We start from the raw sequence: 25,039 nt of genomic DNA on the forward strand, positions 1-25,039 counted from the left end.
GCATGCCACGTTTTTCACCCCTACCCGACCGCCGGCCGGCGCTGGTAGCCGGCGCCTCCTCCGGGATCGGCGAGGCCACCGCGATCCGGCTGGCCCGCAACGGGTTCCCCGTCGCGCTCGGCGCCCGCCGGGTGGAGAAGCTCGACGAGATCGTCGGCAAGATCCGCGCCGACGGTGGCGAGGCCATCGCCGTGCACCTCGACGTCACCGACCCGGACTCGGTGAAGGCCGCCGTCGAACAGACCACCGGCGAACTCGGCGATATCGAGGTGCTGGTGGCCGGGGCCGGTGACACCTATTTCGGCAAGCTCGACTCGATCAGCACCGAGCAGTTCGAATCCCAGGTGCAGATCCACCTGATCGGCGCGAACCGGGTCGCCACCGCGGTGCTGCCCGGCATGATCCAACGCCAGCGCGGGGACCTGATCTTCGTCGGCTCCGACGTCTCGCTGCGCCAACGTCCGCACATGGGTGCGTACGGCGCAGCCAAGGCAGCCCTGGTGGCGATGGTGAACAACTACCAGATGGAACTCGAGGGCACCGGGGTGCGCGCCTCGATCGTGCATCCGGGACCGACGAAGACCTCCATGGGCTGGAGCCTGCCCGCCGAGCTGATCGGCCCGGCCCTGGAGGACTGGGCCAAGTGGGGCCAGGCCCGCCACGACTACTTCCTGCGTGCCGACGACCTGGCGCGGGCCATCACGTTCGTCGCGGAGACACCGCGCGGCGGCTTCATCGCCAACATGGAGCTCCAGCCCGAGGCGCCGCTGGCCGACACCAAGGACCGCCAGAAGCTCGCACTGGGCGAGGAAGGGATGCCGAGCCATTCGGAGGGTAGGAGCGAAGCGACTCGGGAAGGCAGCAAATGACCACGCTCAAGGAAGTAGAACGCGTTTCAGGTGGCGAGGAAGAGCACGGCCATCTCGAAGAGTTCCGCACCGATCCGATCGGTCTGATGCAGCGCGTCCGCTCGGAGTGCGGCGACGTGGGGTGGTTCCAGCTCGTCGACAAGCAGGTCGTCATGCTGTCCGGCGCGGAGGCCAACGAGTTCTTCTTCCGGTCCAGTGACAACGAGCTGAACCAGGCCGAGGCCTACCCGTTCATGACGCCGATCTTCGGCGAGGGAGTGGTGTTCGACGCCGACCCCGAGCGGCGCGCGGAGATGCTGCACAACACCGCGCTGCGCGGCGAGCAGATGAAGGGCCACGCGGCCACCATCGAGAACGAGGTCAAGAAGATCATCGCCGACTGGGGCGACGAGGGGGAGATCGAGTTGCTCGACTTCTTCTCCGAGTTGACCATCTACACCTCGACGGCGTGCCTGATCGGTCTGAAGTTCCGCGAGCAGCTCGACAGTCGCTTCGCGCACTACTACCACCAACTCGAGCGCGGCACCGATCCGCTCTGCTATGTCGATCCCTACCTCGACATCGAGAGCTTCCGTATCCGCGACGAGTCGCGGGTCAAACTTGTTGCCCTGGTGCAGGAAATCATGGACGGCCGGATCGCCGACCCGCCCAAGGGCAAGGAGGACCGCGACCTGCTCGACGTGCTGGTCTCGATCAAGGATGACCAGGGCAACCCCCGGTTCACCGCCAACGAGGTCACCGGCATGTTCATCTCGCTGATGTTCGCCGGGCACCACACCAGCTCGGGCACCTCGTCGTGGACGCTGATCGAACTGCTGCGCAATCCGCAGGTGTACGCCCAGGTGCAGGCCGAACTCGACGAGCTCTACGCCGATGGCCAGGAGGTGAGTTTCCATGCGCTGCGCCAGATCCCGAAGCTGGACAACTCGCTGAAGGAGACGCTGCGCCTGCATCCGCCACTGATCATCCTGATGCGGGTCGCGCAGGACGAGTTCGAGGTCGCCGGATACCCGATCCACAAGGGACAGATGGTGGCTGCCTCGCCGGCCATCTCCAACCGGATTCCCGAGGACTTCCCGGACCCGGACACCTTCGATCCCGACCGCTACCAGAAACCCCGCCAGGAAGATCTCATCAACCGGTGGACCTGGATTCCCTTCGGCGCGGGCAAACACCGTTGTGTGGGTGCCGCGTTCGCACAGATGCAGATAAAGGCCATCTTCTCGGTCCTGCTGCGCGAATACGAGTTCGAGATGTCACAGCCCGCCGAGACCTACCAGAACGACCACTCGAAGATGGTGGTGCAGCTGGCGCAGCCGGCGAAGGTCCGCTACCGCCGACGAGTAAAGCACTGAGATGGGCTGCTACCGCATCGAACTGGACGAGGACCTGTGCCAGGGCCATGCCATGTGCGAACTGGAGGCGCCGGATGTGTTCAAGGTGCCCAAGCGCGGTGTCGTCGAGATCCTCGATTCCGAGCCACCCGATGAGATCCGCGATGCCGTGGAGCTGGCCGTAGACATGTGCCCCACCCGAGCACTCTCAATAGTTGAGAACGACTGAAAGGTACTGACTGACATGGCGTCACGCGAAGCACTCGAAGACTGGGTCCAGCGCTGGTTGAAGGCCAACGCCGATGCCGAGGCGGCCGGTGACTGGAAACCGTTGGCGGAGTTCTACACCGAGGACGCCACCTACGGCTGGAACATCGGCCCGAAGGAAGACGTCATGTGCGTCAACAAGGCCGAGATCCGGGACGTCGCACTCGGATTGGAGATGGAGGGTCTGGAGAACTGGGTGTACGAGTACCAGAAGACCCTCATCGACGAGAAGCAGAACGAGATCGTCGGCTTCTGGAAGCAGATCGCGAACAAGAGCGACGGCACCAAGGACGAGATCTACGGTATCGGCGGCAGCTGGTTCCGCCTGAATGACGATCTGCTGATCGAGTGGCAGCGGGATTTCTTCGACTTCGGACACGTCCAGAAGGCCTTCCTGAAGCTCATCGAATCCGGTGACCTGACCCCCACCATGCAGAAGCGCATCGAGCGTTCCCTCGCCGGGGAGAAGCTGCCCGGCTACTACCCGCTGGGTGAGGCACCCGTCCCGATCTGGTGACCCGCCCGGCCAAGCAGTTGCTTGGGGGTGGGTGTGACGCACGTAACTAATGCCTCTAGTCTGTGGGCACCGGTTCTAGTGGAAGGCACACGCGCATGAAGACAAAAGGCGCTCTCATCTACGAGTTCAACCAGCCGTGGTCGATCGAGGAGATCGAGATCGGCGACCCCGTCAAGGACGAGGTCAAGATCCAGATGGAAGCCTCGGGCATGTGCCACTCCGATCACCACCTGGTGACCGGGGACATCCCGATGGCCGGCTTCCCGGTGCTCGGTGGGCACGAGGGCGCCGGCGTCGTCACCGAGGTCGGCCCCGGCGTGGAGGGCCTGGAGCCCGGTGACCACGTCGTGCTGTCCTTCATCCCGTCCTGTGGCGTGTGTCCGTCCTGTCAGGCGGGCCTGCGCAACCTGTGCGACCTGGGCGCCATGCTGCTGCAGGGCACCGCGGTCTCGGACAACACCAACCGCATCCACACCGCCGACGGTGTGCCCGTCATCCCGATGACGCTGCTGGGCACCTTCAGCCCGTACATGGTGGTGCACAAGAGCTCGGTGGTGAAGATCGATCCGTCCATCCCGTTCGAGGTGGCCTGCCTGGTCGGCTGTGGTGTCACCACCGGCTACGGCTCCGCGGTGCGCAGCGCCGAGGTCCGCCCCGGTGACGACGTGGTGATCGCCGGTATCGGCGGTGTCGGCATGGGCGCCCTGCAGGGTGCGCTGAACGCCGGTGCGCGCAACATCTTCGCCGTCGATCCGGTGGAGTGGAAGCGTGATCAGGCGCTCAAGTTCGGCGCCACCCACGCCTACCCGGACATCTTCACCGCCATGGGTGGGGTCGCGGAGGTCACCCAGGGCCGGATGGCCGCCAAGACCATCATCACCACCGGTGAGCTGGACGGCGCGGATATCGACAACTACCTCAACATCACCGCCAAGGGCGGCACCTGCGTGGTGACCGCGGTGGCCAACATGGCCAAGTCGGATGTGACGCTGAACCTGTCGATGCTGACGCTGCTGCAGAAGAACCTGCAGGGCACCATCTTCGGCGGCGGCAACCCGCACCACGACATCCCGCAGCTGCTGTCGATGTACAAGGCGGGCCGGCTCAACCTCGACGACATGGTCACCCGGCAGTACAAGCTGGAACAGATCAACGACGGCTACAAGGACATGCTGGAGGGCCGCAACATCCGCGGCGTGATCCGTTACACCGACGCCGACCGCTGATCATGACCGATACCGCAGAGGCCCTGTCGCCGGTCGTCGCCGCCTCACGTAACTCCTGGCGTTGCGTGCAGGCCGGCGACCGGGCCGGCTGGCTGGCGCTGATGTCCGAGGACATCCTCGTCGAGGACCCCATCGGCCAGGCCGTCACCAATCCCGATGGCACCGGCGTGCGCGGCAAGGAGGCCCTTGCCGCGTTCTACGACACCAACATCGGGCCCAACCAGCTGCGCGTCACCTGCGAGGCGACCTTCCCGTCGAGCAGCCCGCACGAGATCGCCTACATCCTGGTGTTGGAGACCACGTTCCCCAACGGGTTCGTCGCCAGCGTGCGCGGTGTGTTCACCTACAAGGTCGGTGAGGACGGGCTGATCACCAATCTGCGGGGCTACTGGAACATGGACGCGATGACGTTCACCGAGGCTTCCGATCGCTAGGACTCCGGGGCGGCCGCTGGCAGAGAGCTGTGCCGTCGTGGTCGGCGGCACCCGCGGCGTCGGCCTGGCCGTGGCCGAATTGTTGGCCGCGCTCGGCGCCCACGTGGTGGTCAACGGCCGGGAGCCGCACGCCGTCTCCGCGGCCGCCGAACGGGTTTCCGGTATCGGTTTTTCCGGATCGCCGGCCGACCCCGAGGTGGCCGACGCGCTGATCGGGCGCTGCGTCGACGAGTTCGGCCGCATCGACATCCTGATCAACTGCGCGGGCACCGCGGAGCCGACCGGGTCTTCGATCCTCAACGTGACATCGGCCCAGTTCCGGGCCCTGCTCGACGCGCATCTGCTGACGGTGTTCGAGACCTGCCGCGCCGCCGCGCCGCATATGGTGCGGCAGGGATCGGGTGCGATCGTCAACACGAGTTCCTTTGCCTACCTCGGTGATTACGGCGGCACCGGATATCCCGCAGGCAAGGGCGCAGTGAACAGCCTGACGTCGGCCATCGCCGCCGAGCTCGCCGAGCACGGGGTGCGGGCCAACGTGGTGTGCCCCGGCGCCAAGACCCGGCTGTCGACCGGGGACGACTACGAACAGCACATCCGGGAGCTGAACCGGCGTGGACTGCTCGACGATGTGAGCGCCCAGGGGGCGCTGGACGCCGGGCCGCCGGAGTATGTCGCTCCGACGTACGCGTATCTGGCCGGCGACCTCGCCCGACACATCACCGGTCAGATCTTCATCGCCGCAGGCGGTTTCGTCGGCCGGTTCGACCGGCAGCAGCCGGCGTTGGTGGCCTATCGGGACCACCACGACGCGCCACCGTGGACGGTCGAGGAGATCGCCGCCGCCGTCAGCTGACCGTGTCGGGCAGCTGGTGGTCGCGGTACTCGTTGCGCAGCTGCAGTTTGAGCAGTTTGCCGGTCGCGGTGTGCGGCAGTTCCTCGACGAAGACCACGTCGTTGGGAAGCCACCACTTGGCCACCCGTTCGGCGAGGTAGGCCAGGATCTCCTCGCGCGTTGCGTCCTGCCCCGGTCTGCGCACCACCAGCAGCAGCGGCCGTTCCTGCCACTTGGGATGTGGCACACCGATCACCGCTGCCTCGGCCACCGCCGGATGTCCGGTGGCGGCGTTCTCCAGGTCGATCGAACTGATCCACTCGCCGCCGGACTTGATGACGTCCTTGGCGCGGTCGACCAGATGCAGGTAGCCGTCGGGGTCGATGGTGGCCACGTCACCGGTCGGGAAGAAGCCTTCGGCGTCCAGCTTGTCCCCGCCCTCGCCCTTGAAGTAGCCGCTGGCGATCCACGGCCCGCGGACGAACACCTCACCGAAGGCCTTCCCGTCCCAGGGCAGCCGATTGCCGTCGTCATCGACGATCTTGATGTCGACACCCCAGATGGCGTGGCCCTGCTTGAGTTTGAGATGCATCTTCTCCTCGGCCGACAACCCGGCATGCCGGGGTTGCAGCTTGCCGATGACGCACAGCGGGCTGGTCTCGGTCATCCCCCAGCCCTGCACCACCTCCGAACCGAAGTCTCGTTCGAAGCGTTCGATCATCGACTGCGGCAGTGCCGCACCGCCGGTGCCGGCGAACTCGAGATTCAGTTCGTGCGGGTCGATCTCGGGGTGATCGTCGAGATAGGAGAACAGCATCATCCACACCGTGGGGACGCCCTGGGTGAAGTTCACCCGCTCGTCGCGCATCAGTTCGTAGAGGCTCTCGCCATCCAGGTGTGGGCCGGGAAGCACCAGCTTGGCGCCCACCAACGGCGCGGTATAGGGCGTGCCCCAGGCGTTGGCGTGGAACATCGGCACCACCACCAGGACGGTGGACGCGCTGTGCAGGTCGAAGCTGTCCCGCGGCACCGCGCCCAGCGCATGCAACACCGTCGAGCGGTGGGAGTACAGCACGCCCTTGGGATTTCCGGTGGTGCCCGAGGTGTAGCACAGCGAGGATGCGGTGCGTTCGTCGAATTCCGGCCAGTCGTAGGACGTGGACTGGGCGTCGATGAGCTCGTCGAAGCACAGCACGTTGTCCACGGCGATGGCGGGCAGGTGCGCGCGATCGGTCATCGCGATATAGGTGCGCACCGTGTCCAGTTGCGGCGCAATCTGTTCGATCAGGGCGGCGAAGGTGATGTCGAAGAACAGCACCCGGTCCTCGGCGTGGTTGATGATGTAGATGATCTGCTCGGCGAACAGCCGTGGATTGACGGTGTGCAGGATGGCCCCGGATCCGGAGACGCCGTAGTACAGCGACAGGTGGCGGTCGCTGTTCCAGGCCAGGGTGCCGACCCGGTCGCCCGGTTCGATGCCCAGTTCGGCGAGCGCGTTGGCGACCTGTTGGGAGCGGTCCCGCACCGCCGCCCAGGTAGTGCGCCGGATGTCGCCCTCGGGCAGCCGGGACACGATCTCGGTGTCCCCGTGGAAGGTCGCCGCGTGGTCGATCAGCGAGGAGATCATCAACGGTCGGTCCTGCATGAGACCCAGCATCCGACCAGGCTAGCCAGTGCCACCCCCGCACTGCAGGGCTTCGAAAGGACTAACCTCGTGGCCATGGCGACTGTGTTCACGATGATCATCAACGGAGATATCCCGGGCCGATTCGTCTACGAGGACGACGAGATCGTGGCGTTCCTGACCATCGAACCGATGACCCAGGGCCATACCCTGGTGGTGCCGCGGGCCGAGGTCGACAACTGGCAGGACCTCGACCCCGCACTGTTCGGCCGGGTGATGGCCGTATCGCAGAAGATCGGCAAGGCCGTCTGCGCGGCGTTCGACACCGAGCGGGCCGGCGTCATCATCGCCGGGCTGGAGGTACCGCATCTGCACGTCCACGTGTTCCCGGCGCGCAATCTCACCGACTTCGGTTTCGCCTCGGTCGATCGCAATCCGTCACCGGAATCGTTGGACGAGGCCCAGACCAAGATCAAGGCTGCGCTGGCTCAGCTGGGCTGAACAGCCACCTCGACGATCCGCGGCAGCGCAACGCGGAATCGGCAGCCCTGTCCGGGCGCGGTGTCCACCGAGACGGTGCCGCCATGCGCCAGGACCAGGGAGTCGACGATCGACAGGCCCAGCCCGGACCCGCCGCTGGCCCGGGTTCGGGACGAGTCGGCGCGATAGAAACGTTCGAAGACCCGTTGTGCGTCTTCGGGATTCATGCCGGGACCCTCGTCACAGACCTCGATCACCGCATCGTCACCGTCGGTGCCGACGCGCACCGTGACGCGCGCCGCCTCCGGGGTGTGTTGCAACGCGTTGGCCATCAGATTGCTCAGCACCTGCCGTAGCCGGGCCTCGTCGCCGAGGACCTCCGGGGTGCCGGGGCCGTCGAACACCTGCATGCCGATGGGGCGTGCAGGCGCCACGGTCTGTGCATCGTGCACCGCATCGCTGGCCAGCGCCAGCAGGTCGACCCGGCGCTGGTCCAGCGGGCGTTGTTCGTCGAGGCGGGCCAGCAGCAGCAGATCCTCGACCAGCAGGCCCATCCGGCCTGCCTCACTCTCGATGCGGCCCATCAGCATCTCGGTGTCCCGGGCCGCGCCCTGGCGGTACAACTCGGCATAACCGCGGATGGTGGTCAGCGGGGTGCGCAGGTCGTGGCTGGCGTCGGCGATGAAGCGGCGCATGCGTTCCTCGGACTGCTGGGCCAGTTCTGCCGATTGCGCCGAGGATGCCATGGCCCGCTGGATCTGGGCGAGCATGCCGTTGAGCGCCAGCGAGAGCCTGCCCACCTCGGTACGCGGGTCCCGTTGCGGAACACGGCGATCCAGCTCGCCGTCGGCGATCGCGGCGGCCGTCTCCTCCACCTCGGCCAGCGGACGCAGGCTACGGTGCACCACCGCGTAGCCGACGACGCCGAGCACCAGCAGTACCGCGGCGCCGATCCCGACCTGCGACCAGATCAGGGCGCGCACGCTGGAGTCGACATCGGTGAGGTCGATCGCGACGGTGGTCAGTTCCCCGTCGGGGCCGGCGACCGTCACCGCCCGCCACTGCACATCGGATCCGTCGACCGAACCGACCGTCACCGGGTCGGGGCCGACATCGTTGTTCGCCGGCAGCACCGGCTCGGCCGAACTGTCGTTGACGGCCAGTTGAATCCGGCCGTCGGCGTCGGTGCCGCGGACGTAGAAGTTCGTCGGCGGGTGCGCCGGGTTGGGATCCTGCAGCGGCGCGGCGAAGGCCATCGGGGCGCGCGCCCATCCGCCGGAGGCCTCCAGCAGGGTGTCGTCGACCCGCTCGATCTCGGTGTGCCGCATGATCGAGGTGACCGCAATGCCGGAGGCGAGCAACCCGATCGCCACCAGCACCAGGGTGGCCGCCACCAGCCCGACGCGCAGCGGGACGCCCCGCCGGTATCTGTCGATCATCGATGCCCGGTGGTCTACCGCGGTTCGCGCAACACGTAGCCGACTCCGCGCAGCGTGTGCAGCAGGCGCTTGTCACCGGTGTCGATCTTGCGGCGCAGATAGGACACGTACGACTCGACGACGTTGACATCACCGCCGAAGTCGTAACGCCACACGTGGTCGAGGATCTTCGGCTTGGACAGCACCGTGCCCGCGTTGATGATGAAGTAGCGCAGCAGGGTGAACTCGGTCGGCGACAGCGAGACGGGCTCGCCGGCCTTCCACACCTCGTGGGTCTCCTCGTCGAGTTCGATGTCGGCGAAGCTGAGCCGGGCGTTCTTGGGCTCCTCCACGCCGCGGCCGACGCGGCGCAGGATGACGCGCAGGCGGGCGACCACCTCTTCGAGGCTGAACGGCTTGGTGACATAGTCGTCGCCGCCGAGGGTCAGCCCGGTGATCTTGTCCTGCAGGTTGTCACGCGCGGTGAGGAACAGCGCGGGGGCGTCGATCCCGTCGGCGCGCAGCCGGCGCAGCACGCCGAAGCCGTCCATGCCGGGCATCATCACGTCCAGGATGACCGCGTCCGGGCGGATCTCGCGGGCCTTGGCCAGCGCGTCCGGGCCGCTGGAGGCGGTGTGCACCTCGAAGCCCTGGAACTTCAGGCTCACCGAGAGGAGCTCGACGATGTTGGTCTCATCGTCGACGACGAGCACCCGGGCCTCGGGGATCGTGTCGCGGGATTCGGAGATCGCTGCCATTGCCATGAAGTTCACAGTGCTCTCCCTGGTTGAAGCGAAGCTGCAAGCCGGCTGTGAAGTCTCTGAGAATGCATTCGGGGCAGGGCCCGCCGACGGCCGCCCTAGACTGGCGACATGAACCTCGGCAACACCATCGTGCAGGTTGCCACGGCCCCGGTGCGGGTCGGGCTCGCCGTTGCCGACCTGGGCCTCAACATCGCAGGTGGCACGCTCAAGGCGGTGCAGCGCTCGCTGAATGAGGTCAGCCCGTCCGCCGGCACCACCGGCTTTGCCGCAATGCTCGGCATCGATGACGCGGTCGACCGCGCCAACCGGCTGGCCCGGCTGATGGACGACGACGCGCCGCTGGGTCGCGCGCTGGCCCCGGAGGGTCCGCTCAACCAACTACTGCGCCCGGGCGGGCTGGTCGACCAATTGACCGCGCCCGGCGGTCTGCTGGACCGGCTCAACAACCAGAACGGGCCGGTGGCCCGCGCGCTGGCCGAGAACGGGCTGATCGACCAGGTCACCGCCGAGGGCGGACTGGTCGATCGGCTGACGGCCGAGGGTGGTGTGGTGTCGCGGGTGATCGCCCCCGGCGGCCTGGCCGACCGGTTGCTCGCCGAGGAGGGTTTGGTCGAGCGGGCGCTGCGCGAGGACGGGGTCGCCGAACAACTGCTCTCCCAGAACGGCCCGGTCGGACGGGCACTGGCCAAGGGCGGCCTGGTCGACCAGATCACCGCCGAGGGCGGCCTCATCGACCGCCTCACCACCGACAGCGGCGCGCTGTCGCGGGTCATCGCCCCCGGCGGACTCGCCGACCAGTTGCTCGCCGACGACGGCCTGATCGAACGCATCCTGCGCGAGGACGGCGTCGCGGACACCCTGCTGTCCGAGGGCGGGCTGCTCGACACCCTGACCGACCCGGACGGTCCGCTGCTCAAGCTCGCCGACGTCGCCGACACCCTCAACCGGTTGGCCCCCGGCCTGGAGGCACTGGCTCCGACCATCGATGCGCTGCACGAGGCCGTCATCACGCTCTCGCAGGTGGTCAACCCGCTGTCGAACATCGCCGGACGTATCCCGCTGGGCCGTCAGCGCAGCCGGCGCACCAGCAACATGCCGCGCGCCGTGGTCTCCGAACGAGTCATCGACGAGGAAGGCTAAGCTGTCCGGCGTAGTACCCGCCTCCGTAGCTCAGTGGTAGAGCTTCCGCCTTGTAAGCGGACGGCCGTCGGTTCAATCCCGACCGGGGGCTCAAATTTGCCCGGGACGGCTTGTCGGACCCGGAACGTAGCGTGCGGCCATGAGACGGTGTCAGGGCTGCGGAGCTGAACTCACGCGACGCAGCCAGAAGGTGTTCTGTAGCAATTCGTGTCAGATTGCGTTCCGACGCACGACGCGGACGAAGGTGTGGCTGGAATCGGGCCAGGGCCGAGCGGGCTCTCTGCAGGGTCACTACATCCGCTCGTACATCGCCGCCGAGCAATCCGGTTGCTGCGCCCTCTGCGGCGGCGCCGGCAGCTGGCAGGGCCTTCCGCTGACCCTCGTCCTCGACCACATCGACGGCAATTCCGACAACAACCGCCGCGAGAACCTCCGCCTGGTCTGCCCGAACTGCGACTCGCAGCTGCCGACCTACAAGAGCCGCAACCGCGGCAACGGCCGCAGCTTCCGACGACAGCGCTACGCCGACGGCAAGTCCTACTAGCTACGTCTCGTCGGCGATCTGGTGGCGGCTCTCGTGCAGACCGGGTCCGTCCGGATCTTCGTGTCGGCGGTCGAGCTGGTCCTGGACCGCGCGCTGCTCCTCGGTCGCCTTGGTGGCGTCCGCGGGGTGTGCGGGCGGGTCGTTGCGCTGTTCCATGCCTGCGGGTTCTCCGCACGGGCCGGAAACTAAACGCTGTCCTCCATGACGATGGTGAACGTCATGCGGTCGCCGCGGTAGAGCGAGCGCCGTTGTTCGATGGGCACGCCGCGCTGGTCGTAGGACACCCGGTTGAGCAGGAACATCGGGGTGCGGGCGTCCACCGTCAGTAGCGCCGACTCCCGCGCATCGGGAAGCGCGGCGTCGATGGTGTCCACGGTCTTGGCGAATACCACTCCCCTGCTGCGGATCTCGGCGTACAGGGAGGTCCGGTAGTCGAAGTGCTGGACCAATCCGGGGAAGCGGTACGCCGGTAGCCGGCTGGTCTCCAGCCCGACCCGCACGCCGTCGGTGGTGAAGACACGCTCCAGCTGCAGCACCTCGGCGCCGACATCGATGCGCAGCACCTCGGCCAGCGTCTCGTCGGCCGCCAGGGTGGTCCAGCCCACCAGGAACCGGTCGACGGCATGCCCCTCCTCGCGGGCCGCCTCGGTATAGGAGCCCATCCCCAGGGGCTGCAGCAGCTTGGGCGCAGCCACCACGGTGGTGCGGCCGCGGCGTTCGACCCGGCCGGCGAGCAGCAGTTCACGGACCGCCTGACGCACGGTCTCGCGGGCCACGTCGAACAACTCGGCGATCTCGCGCTCGGCCGGGAATGGGTCACCGACCTGCATGTCGTCGAGCATCCGATCCAGCTTCTCGCGGATGACCTGGTGTTTGAGAACCCGCGGACGGGCATTGCCAATCACCTGCCTGACCATAGCAAACGCTGGCATAGACCATGGTCTAGACCAATTACTCGATACCTGTTCACCGACCGTTCGCCTTCGATACACGCCTTGGTATAGACCAAGTGTCAGGGTGTCCGCATGCCACCGATCGAACTGACTGTCCTGGACATGGCGGGCACCACCGTTGCCGACGACGGCCTGGTGCTGCACGCCTTCGACGCCGCGGCCACCGCCGTCGGTGTTCCGGCATCTGGTGCGGAGCGCGAGGCCGCCCGCACCTACGTCCGCGACACCATGGGCCAGTCCAAGATCGAGGTGTTCCGGCACCTGTTCGGCGCCGAGGACCGCGCCCAGCAGGCGAACGCCACCTTCGAACAGACCTACAACGCCCACATCGACCGCGGCGTCACCGCCATCCCCGGTGCCGAGGAAGCCATTGCCAAGCTCCGCGCCGCCGGCGTGCGGGTCGCGCTCACGACCGGCTTCAGCCCGGCCACCCAGCAGGCCATCATCGACGCGCTCGGCTGGCACGACCTGGCCGACGTGGTGCTGGCACCCGGCGCCGGCGGCCGCGGCCGCCCCTACCCCGACCTGGTGCTGAACAGCCTGTTGCGCACCGGAATCGACGATGTCGCCAAGGTCGCCGTGCTCGGCGACACCTCCAGCGACATCACCTCCGGCCTGCGGGCCGGAGCCTCGCTGGTCGCAGGCACCCTGACCGGCGCGCACGATGCCGCCACCCTGAACGCCGCCGGAGCCACCCACGTAGTGGCCACCGTCGCCGACTTCGCCCACCTCGTCCTCTCCCACCGCTGAAAGGCCCACCCGCATGATCATTCGCACTCTCACCGTGGCCGCCGTCGCCACGCTCGCCCTGGCCGGTTGTTCCAGCAGCGACCCCGGTTCCACAGCTCCCAACGCCCAGGGCTTCCCCGAAACGCTGACACTGGCCGCCATTCCGGCCGAGAACTCCTCGGACCTCAAGGCCAGCTACGACCCGTTGATCAAGATGCTGGAGCGCGAGACCGGCTCCAAGGTCGAATTCGTCCAGGCCTCCGACTATGCCGGTGTCGTCGAGGGCATGATCGCCGACAACGTCGACCTCGCCTTCTTCGGCCCGTTCGCGTACGTGGTGGCAAAGGTCAACGGCGCCAAGATCACTCCGCTGGGCGCCGTGATCGGCGACGAGGGTGAGAAGCCGGGCTATCAGTCCTACGGCCTGGCCCGCTCCGACGCCGACGCCATCAACGGCCTCCCCGACTTCGCCGGCAAGAAGGTCTGCTTCGTCGATCCGGGTTCGACATCGGGTTACCTGTACCCGACCGCCGGCCTGATCGAAGAGGGCGTCATCAAGTCCGGTTCCGAGGCCGACGTGTCGGCCGCCATGTCACCGGTCTTCGCCGGCGGTCACGATTCCTCGGCACTGTCCATCGCCAACGGCGACTGCGACGCCGGCTTCGCCTTCGACACCATGGTCGACACGACCATGATCGAGAAGGGCGACCTGCAGCCCGGCCAACTCAAGACCGTCTGGAAGTCCGAGATGATCGCCGGCTCGGTATTCGCCGCCAACGACGCGCTGGGCACCGAGGCCATCGACAAGCTCACGGCCATCTTCACCGACAAGGTCAACGTACCGAGTCTGCAGGCGGCCGGCTTCTGCGAGGGCGACGCCTGCCGGGTCACCGACGAACGCGCCTGGGGCGTCGTCCCGGCCGCCGATTCCGACTACGACGGCGTCCGACACGTTTGCGATGTCACCGGCTCCGAGAAGTGCAAGGGCTGACATGACCGAGACGGCCGTCGCGGGCGACGATCTGGTGATCGTCGCCCGCGATGTCACCAAACGCTTCGGCGACACCCTGGCACTGGACGCCGTATCCCTGGACGTGCGGCGCAGCGAACTGCTGGTGCTGCTCGGCCTGTCCGGTTCCGGAAAGTCCACGCTGCTACGGTGTTTCAACGGACTGCACCCGGTCACCTCCGGCCGCGTTGACGTCGGCGGGACCCGGGTCGACCAGGCCTCGAACAAGCAGCTGCGCGCCCTGCGCACCCGGGTCGGCTTCGTCTTCCAGCACTTCAACCTGGTCGGCCGCCTCACCTGCCTGGAGAACGTCCTGATCGGCGGGCTCGGTCACCTCACCCTGCCCCGCTATGGCGCACTGACCTACCCGAAGTACATGCGCGCCGCGGCGCTGGAACACCTCGACCGGGTGGGGTTGGCCGATTTCGCCGAACGCCGCGCCGACACCCTGTCCGGCGGCCAGCAGCAGCGCGTCGCCATCGCCCGCACCCTCATGCAGCGCCCCGCGCTGCTGCTGGCCGACGAGCCGGTCGCCTCGCTGGACCCCGAAAATGCAGGCATCGTCATGGATCTGCTGTTCCGGGTCTGCATCGAGGAGAAGCTCACCGTGGTGTGCACCCTGCACCAGGTGGATCTGGCACTGGGGTGGGCGCACCGACTGGTCGGGCTGCGCAACGGACAGAAGGTGCTCGACCGGCCCGCGGTCGGAATGACCCGCGACGACGTCATGGGCATCTACCAGCGCGTGGATCCGGCGCTGGATCAGACCAGACAACGGTCATGACGACAACCCTCACCCGACCGAACCGCACCCGGCCACCACTGCCCGGCCTGCTGCACCTGGTGATGGTCGCCGCACTGGTGGCCACCCTGGTGGCGGCCTGGTCCATCGAATTCGTTCCCGCCGCACTGATCTCGGACTTCGACAAGATCGTCGCGCTCGTCGAGCGGATGCTGCCGCCGCGCCTGGACGACCCGGCACGCATTACCGGACTGGCGTTCGAAACGCTGCTGATGGCGGTGCTGGGCACCGTACTGGCGGCGGCCGCCTCTGTTCCGCTGGCGTTCCTGGCAGCGCGCAACACCACCCCGCATCCCGCGGTGTACGCCGTCGCCCGTGGCTTCATCACGTTCTGCCGCGCCATGCCCGATCTGCTGTTCGCGGTGCTGTTCGTCCGCGCCCTCGGCATCGGTGTGCTGCCCGGCATCCTGGCGCTGGCGCTGCATTCGATCGGGATGCTCGGCAAGCTGTTCGCCGACGCCATCGAACAGACCGATCCCGGCCCGCGCGAAGCCGTCCGCAGCACCGGCGCAGGCTACCTGCGCGAGATGCTCAACGCGGTTGTCCCGCAGGTCATCCCCTCGTGGATCGGAACCTTCGTCTACCGGGTCGACATCAATCTGCGGATGTCGGTGGTGCTCGGATTCGTCGGGGCCGGTGGCATCGGCTTCGCACTACAGGATGCGCTGCGCGGGTTGATCTATCCCCGCGCGCTGGGCATCGTCGCGGTGATCCTGGTGATCATCGTCGCGATGGAACTGCTGGCCATCTTCATCCGCCGGATGCTGCTCACCTCCGACGGCCTGCGCCCCCGTCGCGACCGCGCCGTCCGAATCTCGTTCTCCGGGCTCCTGATCGGCACCACCGCGGCCGCCTTCATCGTGTTGGAGATCAGTCCGCTCTCGCTGCTCACCTGGGTCGGCCCGTCGGTCGGGATATTCACCCGGATGATCCCGCCGAACTTCGACGCCTTGGGCGCCGACCTGTTCTTCGCCGCCGTCCAGACCGTCGCGATCGGCGTGGTGGCCACCGCCATCGGTGTGTTGCTCTCGATTCCGGTCGGCATCCTGGCTGCCCGCAACATCGCACCGAACGCCGCGCTGTACTGGCTGGCCCGCGGTTGGATCCTGGTGGTGCGCGCGGTCCCCGAACTCATCCTGGCCGTCGTGTTCGTCGCCGCGCTCGGCCTGGGCCCCATCGCCGGCACCTGCGCGCTGGCCATCGGATCGGTCGGGTTCCTGGCCAAACTTGTCGCCGACGCCGTCGAGGAGATCGATCCCGGGCCGATGGAGGCGGTCCGGTCGGTCGGCGGCGGATGGTGGAAGACGTTGTTCTCGGCCGTGTTTCCCCAGTCGATGCCCGCCATGGTCGGCTCCAGCCTGTACCTGTTCGACGTCAACGTGCGCACCTCGACGGTGCTGGGCATCGTCGGGGCGGGCGGCATCGGCTTCCTGCTCTTCGAGTCGATCCGCACGCTGAACTTCGACGTGGCCGGCGCGATCGTGCTCGTCATCTTCGCCATCGTCTATTCCATCGAAAGGCTGTCGGGTTGGATACGCTCACGCCTGGTGTGACCCGGGCCGCCGTCTGGACCGGCGGATCGGACATCTCGCTGCGACGGGTCGACATCCCCGCGCTGGGCGCCGCCGACGTACTGGCCCGCGTGCGGCTCGCCACGGTGTGCGGCAGCGACCTGCACACGGTGTCGGGCCGTCGGCCCGGGCCGTACCCGTCGATCCTGGGCCACGAGGCGGTCGGGGAGGTGGTGTCCGGACCCGGTCTGGCTGTGGGACAACGCATCGTCTGGTCGGTCACGGTCAGCTGTGGCGCCTGCACGCGCTGCCGCGCCGGGCGCAGCGCCAAGTGCACCTCGGTGCGCAAGACCGGGCATGAGCCGTTCGACGGCGACTGGCCGCTGTCGGGTTCCTATGCCGAGCACATCGTCTTGCCGGCCGGTACCACGATCGCCGCGGTTCCCGACCGGATGCCCGATGCGGTCGCCGCGCCCGCGGCGTGCGCGACGGCCACCGTGATGGCGACGCTGGATGCCGCGGGTCCGTTGTCCGGCCGGCGGATACTCGTCCTCGGCGCCGGGATGCTCGGGCTCACCGCCGTCGCGGCGGGCCGGGAGGCCGGTGCCGACGTGCAGGTGCTCGACCGCAACCCCGCCCGCGTGGCACAGGCCGAGGCGTTCGGCGCCCGGCGCAGTGACGACAGCCCGGTCGATGTGGCGATCGACTACACCGGGTCCACCCCGGCCATCGGGGCCGCGCTGGCCCGGCTCGACATCGGTGGCCGGTTGGTGCTCGCCGGGTCGGTGCTGCCCGCCGATGCACTGCCCGTCGACACCGAGACCGTGGTCCGGCGTTGGCTGACCATCACCGGGGTGCACAACTACGAACCGCGGCACCTCCAGCAGGCGGTCGGGTTCCTGGACCGCACCCACGACAGGTACCCGTGGGCCGCACTGGTCACCGCGCCGCTACCGCTGTCCCGGTTGGCCGACGCGTTGCGGCCGCCGCCGGCGCCGGCGCTGCGTACCGCGATCCGGCCCTGACGCTCTAGTACCTTCGGGACACCGACTAGGAGGTGCACGATGGCTGACGCCGGATTCTGGGTCGCGTGGGGTCTGCCCACGCAGGGCCGCGAACCGCAGGCGCTGGAGACGCTGAAGGCATCCCGGGCGTTCCTCGCCGAACTCGCCGAGGCCGGCCGCATCGAACGCTACGACGTGACGATCCTGCGCCCGCAGACCACCGAACTCGGCGGCTTCTTCCTGATCCAGGGCAGCCAGACCCAGATCGACCGGCTGCGCCGCGATCCGGACTTCGAGCGCTGGGCCAATCGGGTGCAGCTGGTGGCCGACCGGGTGGCCGTCGTAGACGCGTGGGTCGGTAACGGAATCGACGAGGCCAGCGATCTCTACACGGAGGCGCTGCGCGAGGCCGGCCTGATCGACTGAATCCCCTGGTCAGTTGCGGCGGCTGTGACCGATGGGGCGATTGCCTCCTCCTCTGGGGCTTTGCTGAGTTCTAATGGAGGCACTTGTCGGGCCGGGGGGCGGACTTCACGGAGGCGCGTCATGGGCTCAGCGGCATATATCGGTCGGGTGGGGGGCTTGGCCCTCGCCCTCGGCGTCGGAACGGCGATCGCCACCGGGCACGGCATCGCCGCTGCCGAGGGCAGCGAATCATCGGGTTCCTCGAGCCAGTCGAGTTCGTCGAGCGGCTCCGGCGGCGCTACGGGATCGTCGGGCTCCGCCGGGTCCACCGGCACGACCGCAACTTCGGACGCCGGCACCTCGACGGCCGGTCCCGCATCCGACGACGCCGACAGCAAGGACGCCGAGGACGCCGACGACACCGACGCCGACACCGAGTCCGATGATTCAGCGGACTCAGAGGACAGCACCGCGACCGACCCGGACCCCGAGACCGACACCGGAATCGACGCCGAGCCCGTCGCCGAACACCCGGCCCAGCAGCTGCCCAAGAAGCCCCGGTCGGTGCGCCAGGCCGGCCGACCGGCCGTCACGAAGTCGGCCGATCAGAAGACGACGGTCACCGAATCGCCGGCTACCACACCCGCAAGCACCGGCACAGTGACAACACCACCTGCCACGGCCGTGCCGGCGGCCGCCGATCCGGCCGACTCGCTCGCACAGGCCGACACCGTCGCGGTGTTCGCTTCGGCGCGTACCCTGGCCGCCGCCACCGTCACCGCGAACCCGGCGCGCCCCGCCACCCAGGCCGCACACCCGCTCACCGGCGTGGTCAAGGTCGTCGCCAACGTGCTCGACTGGGCGGCAGGTGTGGTCCCCGGCTCGCCGAGCAGCCCGACGCTGGCCTGGGCCCTGCTGGCGTTCGCCCGCCGTGAGGTCGACAATCTGCTGACCCGGCTGGACCCGGCACACGAGGCGGCGAGCGATATCGACGACACCTCGGCGCGGGCACTGGTCGCGGCCGCGCTCAATCCGCGCCCCAACTTCCCGCCCCGCGGCTACCAGTTCAGTGGGTCCACCAGCTTCGTGGACTGGGTCACCGGGAACTTCGCCCCCAACGACACCTTCAACCGGTACGGCATCTGGGGCACCGACGTCGGGACCATGTGGGACAACGGCATTCCCGATGACCCGAGCACCCCGATCAACGAGAACCAGGTGCTGATCGCCTTCGGTGACACCTTCGGCGGTCCTAACATGACCGGCACCTGGCGGCTGAACACGCTGTTCCGCAGCCCGGACCGCAACCTGGCCGACGGGATGGCGGTGCCCGGCGGACAGTGGTTGAACGGCAACATGTTCGGCGGCTCACCGCTGTGGGAGGAGCACTACGCGCGGCAGATCATCCTGCCCGAGCGCCTGCCCCGCGGTCTGCCCACCGGCGTCACGCTGATCCCCACCGCGGGGATCTCGGTGCCCACCCCCGGTACCCAGTTCGGCGCCACCCAGTACGTCAGCTTCATCTCGGTCAAGCAGTGGGGCGCGGCCGGGCAGTGGTCGACCAACTATTCGGCGATCGCCTATTCCGAGGACAACGGCGAGAACTGGTACATCTCCCCGAAGAGTGTGCGCAACAACTTCGGCGGTAACGCGAACTTCCAGCAGGCCGCCCTCGTCCGGCCCGGTGACGGTTTCGTGTACTCCTACGGCACCCCCAACGGCAGGCAGGGCCAGGCCTACATCTCCCGGGTCGCCGAGGCCGACATCCTCGATGTCACCAAGTACGAGTACTACAGCAAGGGCAGTAAGGGCGGCATCTTCGGCATCGGCGCCTACAAGGCCGGCTGGTACCGCAACGATCCGGGCAAGGCCTCGCCGGTCTTCGGCCGGGAGACCGGCGCCTGCGGGGTCGGCAAGGCCGGTAACCAGGTCAGCGAGATGTCGGTGCAATACAACAAGCAGCTCGGCAAATACGTTGCGCTGCACGGTGATCAGTTCAACAACGTCATCCTGCGCACCTCGGATCGCCCGGAGGGCGGCTGGTCGGCGCCGACGGTGCTGATGGGTCAGCAGGGCGGCGGGATCTACGCTCCGATGATGCACCCGTGGTCACCGTCGACACTGGGCACCGGCACCGAGTTGTACTTCAACCTCTCGGTGTGGAACGACTACAACGTGTGGCTGGTCAAGACCGACCTCGCGAAGCTGTGACATGCGTGCCCGGGTGAGTGTGGCGTTGACGGTCGCGGTGCTGGCGACCGCCGCCCCGGCACAGGCCGAACCGCCGCAACCGGGTACGGCGTGCACACCTGAGTTGGCCGGGGCCGCCACCATGCCCACCGGGCAGTCGCTGCCCCTGGTCTGCGCGGCCGGGCGCTGGAGCGCGGTGACGGTTCCCGGCGACCCGAGTGACCGCTGGGTCAGCTACGGTCCGGCGATGGCGCTGCACGGCGAGGGGCTGCGCAACCCCAATCTGGCGGCGGGCACCTGGACGGCCACCCCGCTGGATCCCGGAACCCGCTGCACGGCAACACAACAGGCCGTGGTGAGTGCCGGCGTCGTCGGCGAACCGCTGACCGCCGAAGGTGCGCCCGGTCGGCCACTGACGGTGCAGGTGGCGCCGCGGCTGTTCGACATCGTGATGACCGGACACTGTCTGTGGACGCGTAACGGCTAGTCCGCGAACGTGATCCGCTCCGTCGAGCACCCGGTGACCGGACGGCCAGCAGGGAACATGCCCGGCGCAGCACCGCGGATCACGTCGCGCCGATGATAGGCGCGGGTGGCGTCGGCCGAGCATTCCAGCGCCGCGCTGAGCACCCGGAAGGTGACCGGGTCGGCACCGTCGATCGGCCGGCCCATCCAGTAGGCAGCACGCCCGTCGGCGGCGTAGGCGCCCTCCAGATGCCGCAGCGACGCCGCGTCGGCTCCGGCGACGGCGCCGTCGAAGTAGAAGGCCCGCACACCATCGACGGCGTAGGCCCCGCCGATGACCCGGAAGGCGCGCGGATCGGCGCCGAGCACCCGGTTGCCGTTGACGTGCACACTGTCGCTGTCCCGGGTGAACAGGTAGTGATTCGCGTTCGAGATGACCGCGAAATGCTCGGGATCATCGGAGAGCACACTGCCGTCCGGCCAATACACCGCGACACCATCGCGGGACAGGTCACCGTCGAGCAGCTCGAAGTGCTCGGGATCGGTGCTGATCACCTGATCGCGAAGGAAGACCCGGTGTGCATCCGCGGCGTAGCCGGCCCGGTCCAGCAGGCGAAAGGTTGCCGGGTCGGCATCGGCCAACGGCCGCCCGTCGAGGTATACGGCGTGGCGGTCGCGGGCGAAGCTGCGGTCCAGCACCTCGAAGGTTCCGGCATCGGCGCCGTCGACGGCAAACGCCTTGCCGGGAAACGCATTCAGGTAGTAGACGGCACCGTCACGCACGTGGTAGCCGGCGGCGTCGAACAGGGAGTTCGGCTCCCCGGTTCCGCAACCGGACAGCACCACCGACATCAGCAGCGCGGCGAAGGCCACGATTGTGCGCATGGCTCATCATGCCGGTAGTTGCCGTCGCGCACCTAGACTTCAACTCGTGCGAGAAGTGCTCGACGATCTGATGGCCACGTGGCGCTCGGGCGGTACCGCCGGGCTGGCCACCGTCGTGCGCACCATCCGCTCCGCGCCACGACCGGCCGGGGCCGCGCTGGCGGTGGCACCCGACGGCAGCGTCGCCGGCTCGGTGTCCGGCGGCTGCGTGGAGGGTGCGGTGTACGAACTGGCCACCGAGGTGGTCGCCGGCGGGGTGCCCGAGTTGCAGCGCTACGGGATCACCGATGACGACGCGTTCGCCGTCGGTCTGACCTGCGGGGGCATCCTCGACGTATTCGTCGAACCGGTGTCGCAGCAGACCTTTCCGCAATTGTCCGCCGTGGCCGAGGCGATCGAGAATCACCGGCCGATCGCGGTGGCCACCGTGATCGCCCACCCCGACCGCACCCGGGTCGGGCGCCGGATCGTCATCGAACCCGACGGGTCCGACGGCTCGCTGGGATCGGCCCGCGCCGATGCCGCGGTGGCCGATGATGCGCGCGGCCTCCTGCTGGCCGGACAGACCGCGGTGCTGTCCTACGGTCCGGACGGCGAACGCGTCGACGAGACCGACGACCGCGGCATGGAGGTGTTCGTCGCCAGCTACGCGCCCAGGCCGCGGATGCTGATCGTCGGGGCCATCGACTTCGCCGCCGCGCTGGCCCGCCAGGCCGACTTCCTGGGCTATCGCGTGACGGTGTGTGACGCGCGTCCGGTGTTCGCCACGGCGGCCCGGTTCCCGGCGGCCGACGAGGTGGTGGTCGACTGGCCCGACCGCTATCTGCGGGCCCAGTCCGAGGCCGACGCCATCGACGGGCGGACCGCCATCTGCGTGCTGACCCACGATCCCAAGTTCGACGTGCCGGCCCTGGAGGTGGCGCTGCGGTTACCCCGGGTCGGCTACGTCGGCGCGATGGGTTCGCGGCGCACCCATGTCGACAGGATGGCCAGGCTGGCCGAGGCGGGTCTGGGCGAGATGGAGCTGGGCCGGCTGTCCAGCCCGATCGGGCTCGACCTGGGCGCACGCACGCCGGAGGAGACCGCGGTCTCGATCGTCGCCGAGATCATCGCCCGCCGGTGGGGCGGCGGCGGACGTCCGCTGGCGGCCGTGGACGGTCGCATCCACCACGAACAGGCCGCCGAGCAGCGGTAACGCGACTCTTCCTTTCTGGAACGCGAACTCTCTGTGTACGATAACCACACTCACAGTCGCGTGTGATCCAGCCCACTTCCGCGCGAAAGTGACGGATGACAGGAGCCTCCAGTGACGGGAACCGTCGACACCCGATACGCCGGCGCTCGCGTCCCCCGTGTCGAGGACACCCGGTTGCTGACCGGCCGGGGCACGTACGTCGACGACATCCAACGCCCCGGCATGCTGCACGCCTGCTTCGTGCGCAGTCCGTTCGCCCGGGCCACCGTCAACGGCATCGACACCGCCGCCGCGCTGGCGCTGCCGGGGGTACAGGCGGTGTTCACCGCGGCCGATATCAACCCCGAGGTGCGCGAGGCGTGGCATGCCGTGGCCGGAAAGGATGTCGCCGACACCCCCCGGCCGCCGCTGGCGCACGGGGAGGTGAAATTCGTCGGCGACCCGGTCGCCCTGGTCATCGCCGAGAGTCGCCGCGTCGCCGAGGACGCCGTCGACCTCGTCGATGTGGACTACACCCCGCTGCCCGCCGTCGCCGACTTCCGCAAGGCCGTCGGTTCCGAGGTGATGGTGCACGACGCCTATCCGGACAACGTGGCCGGTGGGATGGCGGGCATGCCGCCGGACGAAGAGCTCTTCGCCAACGCAGCGCATGTCGTGCAGGAGCGGATCTACCAACAGATGTACGTCCCCGTCCCGATGGAGACCCGGGGCATCGTCGTCGAATGGACAGCCGCCACCGCAGAGCTCACGGTGTGGGGATCCACCCAGACGCCCCACGAACTGCGGGCCTTCGCCGCCCGGCTGCTCGGCATCCCGGCCCAGGGTGTGCGCGTCATCGTGCGCGACACCGGCGGCGGGTTCGGCCAGAAGGTCGTACCCATGCGCGAGGACATGTGCATCCTGCTGGCCGCCCGCAAGGTGCCCGGACCGCTCAAGTGGATCGAGGACCGCCGCGAGAACCTGATGTCGGCCGGTCAGTCCCGCCACGTCGACGGCACCGTCCGGATGGCCTTCGACGCCGACGGCAAGATCCTGGCCGCCGACATCGACTTCGTCCAGGACATCGGGGCGTACCCGACGCCTTACCCGGTGCTCACCACCGCGGCGATCGGGATGTTCTTCCCCGGCCCCTACCGCGTTCCGAAGGCCAGCTTCAACTACAAGACGGTGTTCTCCAACACCCCCGGCCTGCACGCCTACCGCGGGCCCTGGCAGTACGAAACCCTCACCAGGGAAATGCTTCTCGACATCGCCGCCCGCAAGATCGGGATGGACCCGGTGGAGCTGCGCCGGATCAACATCCTGCGCGGGGACGAGATGCCGTTCTTCAACCCCAACGGCATGCCGTATGACAACTGCGCACCCGCGGACACCTTCGAGCAGGCGGTGAAGATCCTCGACCACGAGGGCTTCCGCAAGGCGCAGGCCGAGGCGCTGGCGCAGGGCCGCTACATCGGGATGGGCTTCTCGGCCTACATCGAACCGACGGGCGCGGCGACCGGACACCTGGCCACCGAGGGCGCCACCATCCGGATGGAGTCGACCGGCAAGATCAACGTCTACGTCAACGGCGGCTCGGCGGGCAACAGCATCGAGACCACCGTCGTGCAGCTCACCGCGGATGCGTTGGGCGCCGACATCGCCGACGTGTCCACCATTCAGGGCGACACGGCAGTCACCCCGTACGGCGCCGGTACCCAGGGCAGCCGCAGTGGTCCCATGACCGCCGGTGCCGTGCACGAGGCGGGCGCCATCCTGCGCGGACAGATCGTCGCGATCGCCGCGCAGATGCTCGGCGCCGACGCCGAGGGCATCGCCCTCGGCGACTCCAGGGCCACGGTGCGCTCCGATCCGGACAAATCGGTCAGCTTCGCCGACATCGCCTACCGCTCCTACTACGACCCGGCCCAACTCGGCGGCGTCTCCCCCACCCTGGAGGCCACCGCCCGGTTCAGCTCGCAGGCAATGATCCACTGGGCCAACGCCACCCACGTCTGCACCTGCGAGGTCGACACCGTCACCGGACAGGTCTCGCTTACCCGCTACATCGTCAGCGAGGATGTCGGCCCGATGATCAATCCGAACGTGGTCGAGGGGCAGGTCGCCGGCGGCACCGTCCAGGGCATCGGTGGTGCGCTGCTGGAGCATCTGGCCTACGACGAGGCCGGCAACCCCGTCGCGTCCACCTTCGTCGACTACCTGCTGCCGACGGCCACCGAGGTCCCGCCGATCGAGTTCGGCCACGTGGAGATCCCCGGACCGGGTGTCGGCGGCTACAAGGGCGCCGGCGAGGGCGGGGCCATCGGGTCACCGCCCGCGGTCATCAACGCCATCAACGACGCACTGGCCCCACTCGGTGTCACCGTCACCTCGATGCCGGCCACCCCGGCGACCATCGTCGACCTCATCGACGCCGCGCAACGGAAGGACCGCTGAAAC

The 25,039-nt window shown here is 68.2% G+C and carries 26 protein-coding genes and 1 tRNA gene; 21 read left to right on the top strand and 6 right to left on the bottom strand.

Translation table 11 applies throughout. The features are described from left to right. Window positions 1-2: 2 nt before the first annotated feature. The 7 genes from BST17_RS15220 to BST17_RS15250 all read left to right on the top strand — a co-directional run bounded on the left by BST17_RS15220 (window position 3) and on the right by BST17_RS15250 (window position 5,503). Window positions 3-869, top strand: a complete 867-nt coding sequence (locus tag BST17_RS15220; RefSeq protein ID WP_083059464.1) for an SDR family oxidoreductase — start codon at window positions 3-5, stop codon at window positions 867-869. Further along, entirely contained in the window at window positions 866-2,224 is a 1,359-nt protein-coding gene (locus BST17_RS15225; protein ID WP_083059466.1) for a lanosterol 14-alpha demethylase, read from the top strand. Before BST17_RS15220 ends, BST17_RS15225 begins: the two co-directional genes overlap by 4 nt. Before the next feature lies 1 nt (window position 2,225). Beyond that, window positions 2,226-2,432, top strand: a complete 207-nt coding sequence (locus BST17_RS15230; RefSeq protein WP_083059468.1) for a ferredoxin — start codon at window positions 2,226-2,228, stop codon at window positions 2,430-2,432. Between the two features lie 15 nt (window positions 2,433-2,447). Continuing rightward, on the top strand, window positions 2,448-2,987 hold the full coding sequence (locus BST17_RS15235) for a nuclear transport factor 2-like protein (RefSeq protein ID WP_083059470.1): 540 nt from the start codon (window positions 2,448-2,450) through the stop codon (window positions 2,985-2,987). Window positions 2,988-3,082: 95 nt separating this feature from the next. After that, window positions 3,083-4,213 (top strand): NDMA-dependent alcohol dehydrogenase, encoded by a 1,131-nt coding sequence (locus BST17_RS15240; protein ID WP_083059472.1) that lies wholly within the window; start codon window positions 3,083-3,085, stop codon window positions 4,211-4,213. 2 nt (window positions 4,214-4,215) lie between these two features. Further along, complete coding sequence (locus tag BST17_RS15245; RefSeq protein WP_083059474.1) at window positions 4,216-4,647, top strand: nuclear transport factor 2 family protein; 432 nt, start codon at window positions 4,216-4,218, stop codon at window positions 4,645-4,647. A 37-nt stretch (window positions 4,648-4,684) separates the two neighbouring features. Further along, a complete protein-coding gene (locus BST17_RS15250; protein WP_207573648.1) occupies window positions 4,685-5,503 on the top strand; it encodes an SDR family NAD(P)-dependent oxidoreductase in 819 nt (272 codons plus the stop codon). On the opposite strand, the gene BST17_RS15255 is transcribed toward BST17_RS15250, so the two are convergent. Beyond that, the gene (locus tag BST17_RS15255; RefSeq protein WP_083059478.1) at window positions 5,496-7,139 is read right to left on the bottom strand and encodes a 3-(methylthio)propionyl-CoA ligase; all 1,644 of its coding nucleotides are present in this window, start codon (window positions 7,137-7,139) and stop codon (window positions 5,496-5,498) included. The two genes, BST17_RS15250 and BST17_RS15255, sit on opposite strands and share 8 nt — an antisense overlap. Before the next feature lie 63 nt (window positions 7,140-7,202). Here BST17_RS15255 and BST17_RS15260 point away from each other — a divergent pair, with 63 nt between their 5' ends. Beyond that, complete coding sequence (locus tag BST17_RS15260) at window positions 7,203-7,607, top strand: HIT family protein (protein ID WP_083059480.1); 405 nt, start codon at window positions 7,203-7,205, stop codon at window positions 7,605-7,607. Here BST17_RS15260 and BST17_RS15265 read toward each other — a convergent pair. Together BST17_RS15265 and BST17_RS15270 are read right to left on the bottom strand one after the other, a co-directional pair. Further along, complete coding sequence (locus BST17_RS15265) at window positions 7,595-9,025, bottom strand: sensor histidine kinase (RefSeq protein ID WP_083059482.1); 1,431 nt, start codon at window positions 9,023-9,025, stop codon at window positions 7,595-7,597. The two genes, BST17_RS15260 and BST17_RS15265, sit on opposite strands and share 13 nt — an antisense overlap. A gap of 14 nt (window positions 9,026-9,039) precedes the next feature. Next, window positions 9,040-9,768, bottom strand: coding sequence for a response regulator transcription factor (locus BST17_RS15270; RefSeq protein WP_083059601.1), 729 nt, complete (start codon window positions 9,766-9,768; stop codon window positions 9,040-9,042). 108 nt (window positions 9,769-9,876) lie between these two features. Between BST17_RS15270 and BST17_RS15275 the strand changes: the two genes are divergently transcribed. The 3 genes from BST17_RS15275 to BST17_RS15285 all read left to right on the top strand — a co-directional run bounded on the left by BST17_RS15275 (window position 9,877) and on the right by BST17_RS15285 (window position 11,452). Continuing rightward, window positions 9,877-10,908, top strand: a complete 1,032-nt coding sequence (locus BST17_RS15275) for a hypothetical protein (protein ID WP_083059484.1) — start codon at window positions 9,877-9,879, stop codon at window positions 10,906-10,908. Window positions 10,909-10,927: 19 nt separating this feature from the next. Beyond that, a tRNA-Thr gene (locus BST17_RS15280) sits at window positions 10,928-10,999 on the top strand. Window positions 11,000-11,047: 48 nt separating this feature from the next. Continuing rightward, window positions 11,048-11,452 carry an HNH endonuclease gene (locus tag BST17_RS15285; RefSeq protein ID WP_083059486.1) on the top strand — a complete coding sequence of 135 codons (405 nt, stop codon included), beginning with the start codon at window positions 11,048-11,050 and terminating at the stop codon, window positions 11,450-11,452. Here the strand turns inward: BST17_RS15285 and BST17_RS29310 are convergent, their stop codons facing one another. Continuing rightward, complete coding sequence (locus tag BST17_RS29310; protein WP_165762284.1) at window positions 11,453-11,608, bottom strand: hypothetical protein; 156 nt, start codon at window positions 11,606-11,608, stop codon at window positions 11,453-11,455. Between the two features lie 29 nt (window positions 11,609-11,637). Next, a complete protein-coding gene (locus BST17_RS15290; RefSeq protein ID WP_083059488.1) occupies window positions 11,638-12,369 on the bottom strand; it encodes a GntR family transcriptional regulator in 732 nt (243 codons plus the stop codon). Window positions 12,370-12,477: 108 nt separating this feature from the next. Here BST17_RS15290 and BST17_RS15295 point away from each other — a divergent pair, with 108 nt between their 5' ends. The 8 genes from BST17_RS15295 (at window position 12,478) to BST17_RS15330 (ending at window position 20,542) form a co-directional block, all read left to right on the top strand. Then, window positions 12,478-13,155 carry a phosphonatase-like hydrolase gene (locus tag BST17_RS15295; protein WP_083059490.1) on the top strand — a complete coding sequence of 226 codons (678 nt, stop codon included), beginning with the start codon at window positions 12,478-12,480 and terminating at the stop codon, window positions 13,153-13,155. Between the two features lie 13 nt (window positions 13,156-13,168). Next, window positions 13,169-14,125, top strand: a complete 957-nt coding sequence (locus BST17_RS15300; RefSeq protein WP_083059492.1) for a phosphate/phosphite/phosphonate ABC transporter substrate-binding protein — start codon at window positions 13,169-13,171, stop codon at window positions 14,123-14,125. 1 nt (window position 14,126) lies between these two features. Beyond that, complete coding sequence (phnC, locus tag BST17_RS15305; RefSeq protein WP_083059494.1) at window positions 14,127-14,927, top strand: phosphonate ABC transporter ATP-binding protein; 801 nt, start codon at window positions 14,127-14,129, stop codon at window positions 14,925-14,927. Beyond that, window positions 14,924-16,498: a phosphonate ABC transporter, permease protein PhnE gene (gene phnE, locus BST17_RS15310; protein WP_083059496.1), complete on the top strand. Its 1,575-nt coding sequence runs from the start codon at window positions 14,924-14,926 to the stop codon at window positions 16,496-16,498. The genes phnC and phnE overlap by 4 nt, the downstream gene beginning before the upstream one ends. Next, complete coding sequence (locus tag BST17_RS15315) at window positions 16,474-17,481, top strand: zinc-binding dehydrogenase (protein WP_083059498.1); 1,008 nt, start codon at window positions 16,474-16,476, stop codon at window positions 17,479-17,481. The genes phnE and BST17_RS15315 overlap by 25 nt, the downstream gene beginning before the upstream one ends. 39 nt (window positions 17,482-17,520) lie before the next feature. Then, window positions 17,521-17,886, top strand: coding sequence for a hypothetical protein (locus BST17_RS15320; protein ID WP_083059501.1), 366 nt, complete (start codon window positions 17,521-17,523; stop codon window positions 17,884-17,886). Window positions 17,887-18,006: 120 nt separating this feature from the next. Continuing rightward, entirely contained in the window at window positions 18,007-20,076 is a 2,070-nt protein-coding gene (locus tag BST17_RS15325; protein ID WP_083059503.1) for a glycoside hydrolase family 183 protein, read from the top strand. 1 nt (window position 20,077) lies between these two features. Then, on the top strand, window positions 20,078-20,542 hold the full coding sequence (locus BST17_RS15330; RefSeq protein WP_083059505.1) for a hypothetical protein: 465 nt from the start codon (window positions 20,078-20,080) through the stop codon (window positions 20,540-20,542). Here the strand turns inward: BST17_RS15330 and BST17_RS15335 are convergent. Beyond that, entirely contained in the window at window positions 20,539-21,405 is an 867-nt protein-coding gene (locus BST17_RS15335; protein ID WP_083059506.1) for a DKNYY domain-containing protein, read from the bottom strand. The two genes, BST17_RS15330 and BST17_RS15335, sit on opposite strands and share 4 nt — an antisense overlap. Before the next feature lie 46 nt (window positions 21,406-21,451). On the opposite strand from BST17_RS15335, the gene BST17_RS15340 reads away from it, so the two are divergent. Together BST17_RS15340 and BST17_RS15345 are read left to right on the top strand one after the other, a co-directional pair. Then, window positions 21,452-22,600 (top strand): XdhC family protein, encoded by a 1,149-nt coding sequence (locus tag BST17_RS15340; RefSeq protein ID WP_083059507.1) that lies wholly within the window; start codon window positions 21,452-21,454, stop codon window positions 22,598-22,600. Between the two features lie 111 nt (window positions 22,601-22,711). Continuing rightward, on the top strand, window positions 22,712-25,036 hold the full coding sequence (locus BST17_RS15345) for a xanthine dehydrogenase family protein molybdopterin-binding subunit (protein WP_083059509.1): 2,325 nt from the start codon (window positions 22,712-22,714) through the stop codon (window positions 25,034-25,036). Window positions 25,037-25,039 lie beyond the last annotated feature (3 nt).

This window comes from Mycolicibacterium bacteremicum (assembly GCF_002086115.1).
Taxonomy (GTDB): domain Bacteria; phylum Actinomycetota; class Actinomycetes; order Mycobacteriales; family Mycobacteriaceae; genus Mycobacterium; species Mycobacterium bacteremicum.

Coding starts and splice junctions, on each gene's coding strand:
- BST17_RS15335 (WP_083059506.1), bottom strand. CDS start 21,405: ATGCGCACAATCGTGGCCTTCGCCGCGCTGCTGATGTCGGTGGTGCTG.
- BST17_RS15300 (WP_083059492.1), top strand. CDS start 13,169: ATGATCATTCGCACTCTCACCGTGGCCGCCGTCGCCACGCTCGCCCTG.
- BST17_RS15260 (WP_083059480.1), top strand. CDS start 7,203: ATGGCGACTGTGTTCACGATGATCATCAACGGAGATATCCCGGGCCGA.
- BST17_RS15245 (WP_083059474.1), top strand. CDS start 4,216: ATGACCGATACCGCAGAGGCCCTGTCGCCGGTCGTCGCCGCCTCACGT.
- BST17_RS15325 (WP_083059503.1), top strand. CDS start 18,007: ATGGGCTCAGCGGCATATATCGGTCGGGTGGGGGGCTTGGCCCTCGCC.
- BST17_RS15240 (WP_083059472.1), top strand. CDS start 3,083: ATGAAGACAAAAGGCGCTCTCATCTACGAGTTCAACCAGCCGTGGTCG.
- BST17_RS15230 (WP_083059468.1), top strand. CDS start 2,226: ATGGGCTGCTACCGCATCGAACTGGACGAGGACCTGTGCCAGGGCCAT.
- BST17_RS15220 (WP_083059464.1), top strand. CDS start 3: ATGCCACGTTTTTCACCCCTACCCGACCGCCGGCCGGCGCTGGTAGCC.
- BST17_RS15295 (WP_083059490.1), top strand. CDS start 12,478: ATGCCACCGATCGAACTGACTGTCCTGGACATGGCGGGCACCACCGTT.
- BST17_RS15330 (WP_083059505.1), top strand. CDS start 20,078: ATGCGTGCCCGGGTGAGTGTGGCGTTGACGGTCGCGGTGCTGGCGACC.
- BST17_RS15290 (WP_083059488.1), bottom strand. CDS start 12,369: ATGGTCAGGCAGGTGATTGGCAATGCCCGTCCGCGGGTTCTCAAACAC.
- BST17_RS15285 (WP_083059486.1), top strand. CDS start 11,048: ATGAGACGGTGTCAGGGCTGCGGAGCTGAACTCACGCGACGCAGCCAG.
- phnC (WP_083059494.1), top strand. CDS start 14,127: ATGACCGAGACGGCCGTCGCGGGCGACGATCTGGTGATCGTCGCCCGC.
- BST17_RS29310 (WP_165762284.1), bottom strand. CDS start 11,608: ATGGAACAGCGCAACGACCCGCCCGCACACCCCGCGGACGCCACCAAG.
- BST17_RS15225 (WP_083059466.1), top strand. CDS start 866: ATGACCACGCTCAAGGAAGTAGAACGCGTTTCAGGTGGCGAGGAAGAG.
- BST17_RS15265 (WP_083059482.1), bottom strand. CDS start 9,025: ATGATCGACAGATACCGGCGGGGCGTCCCGCTGCGCGTCGGGCTGGTG.
- phnE (WP_083059496.1), top strand. CDS start 14,924: ATGACGACAACCCTCACCCGACCGAACCGCACCCGGCCACCACTGCCC.
- BST17_RS15235 (WP_083059470.1), top strand. CDS start 2,448: ATGGCGTCACGCGAAGCACTCGAAGACTGGGTCCAGCGCTGGTTGAAG.
- BST17_RS15270 (WP_083059601.1), bottom strand. CDS start 9,768: ATGGCAATGGCAGCGATCTCCGAATCCCGCGACACGATCCCCGAGGCC.
- BST17_RS15320 (WP_083059501.1), top strand. CDS start 17,521: ATGGCTGACGCCGGATTCTGGGTCGCGTGGGGTCTGCCCACGCAGGGC.
- BST17_RS15255 (WP_083059478.1), bottom strand. CDS start 7,139: ATGCTGGGTCTCATGCAGGACCGACCGTTGATGATCTCCTCGCTGATC.
- BST17_RS15275 (WP_083059484.1), top strand. CDS start 9,877: ATGAACCTCGGCAACACCATCGTGCAGGTTGCCACGGCCCCGGTGCGG.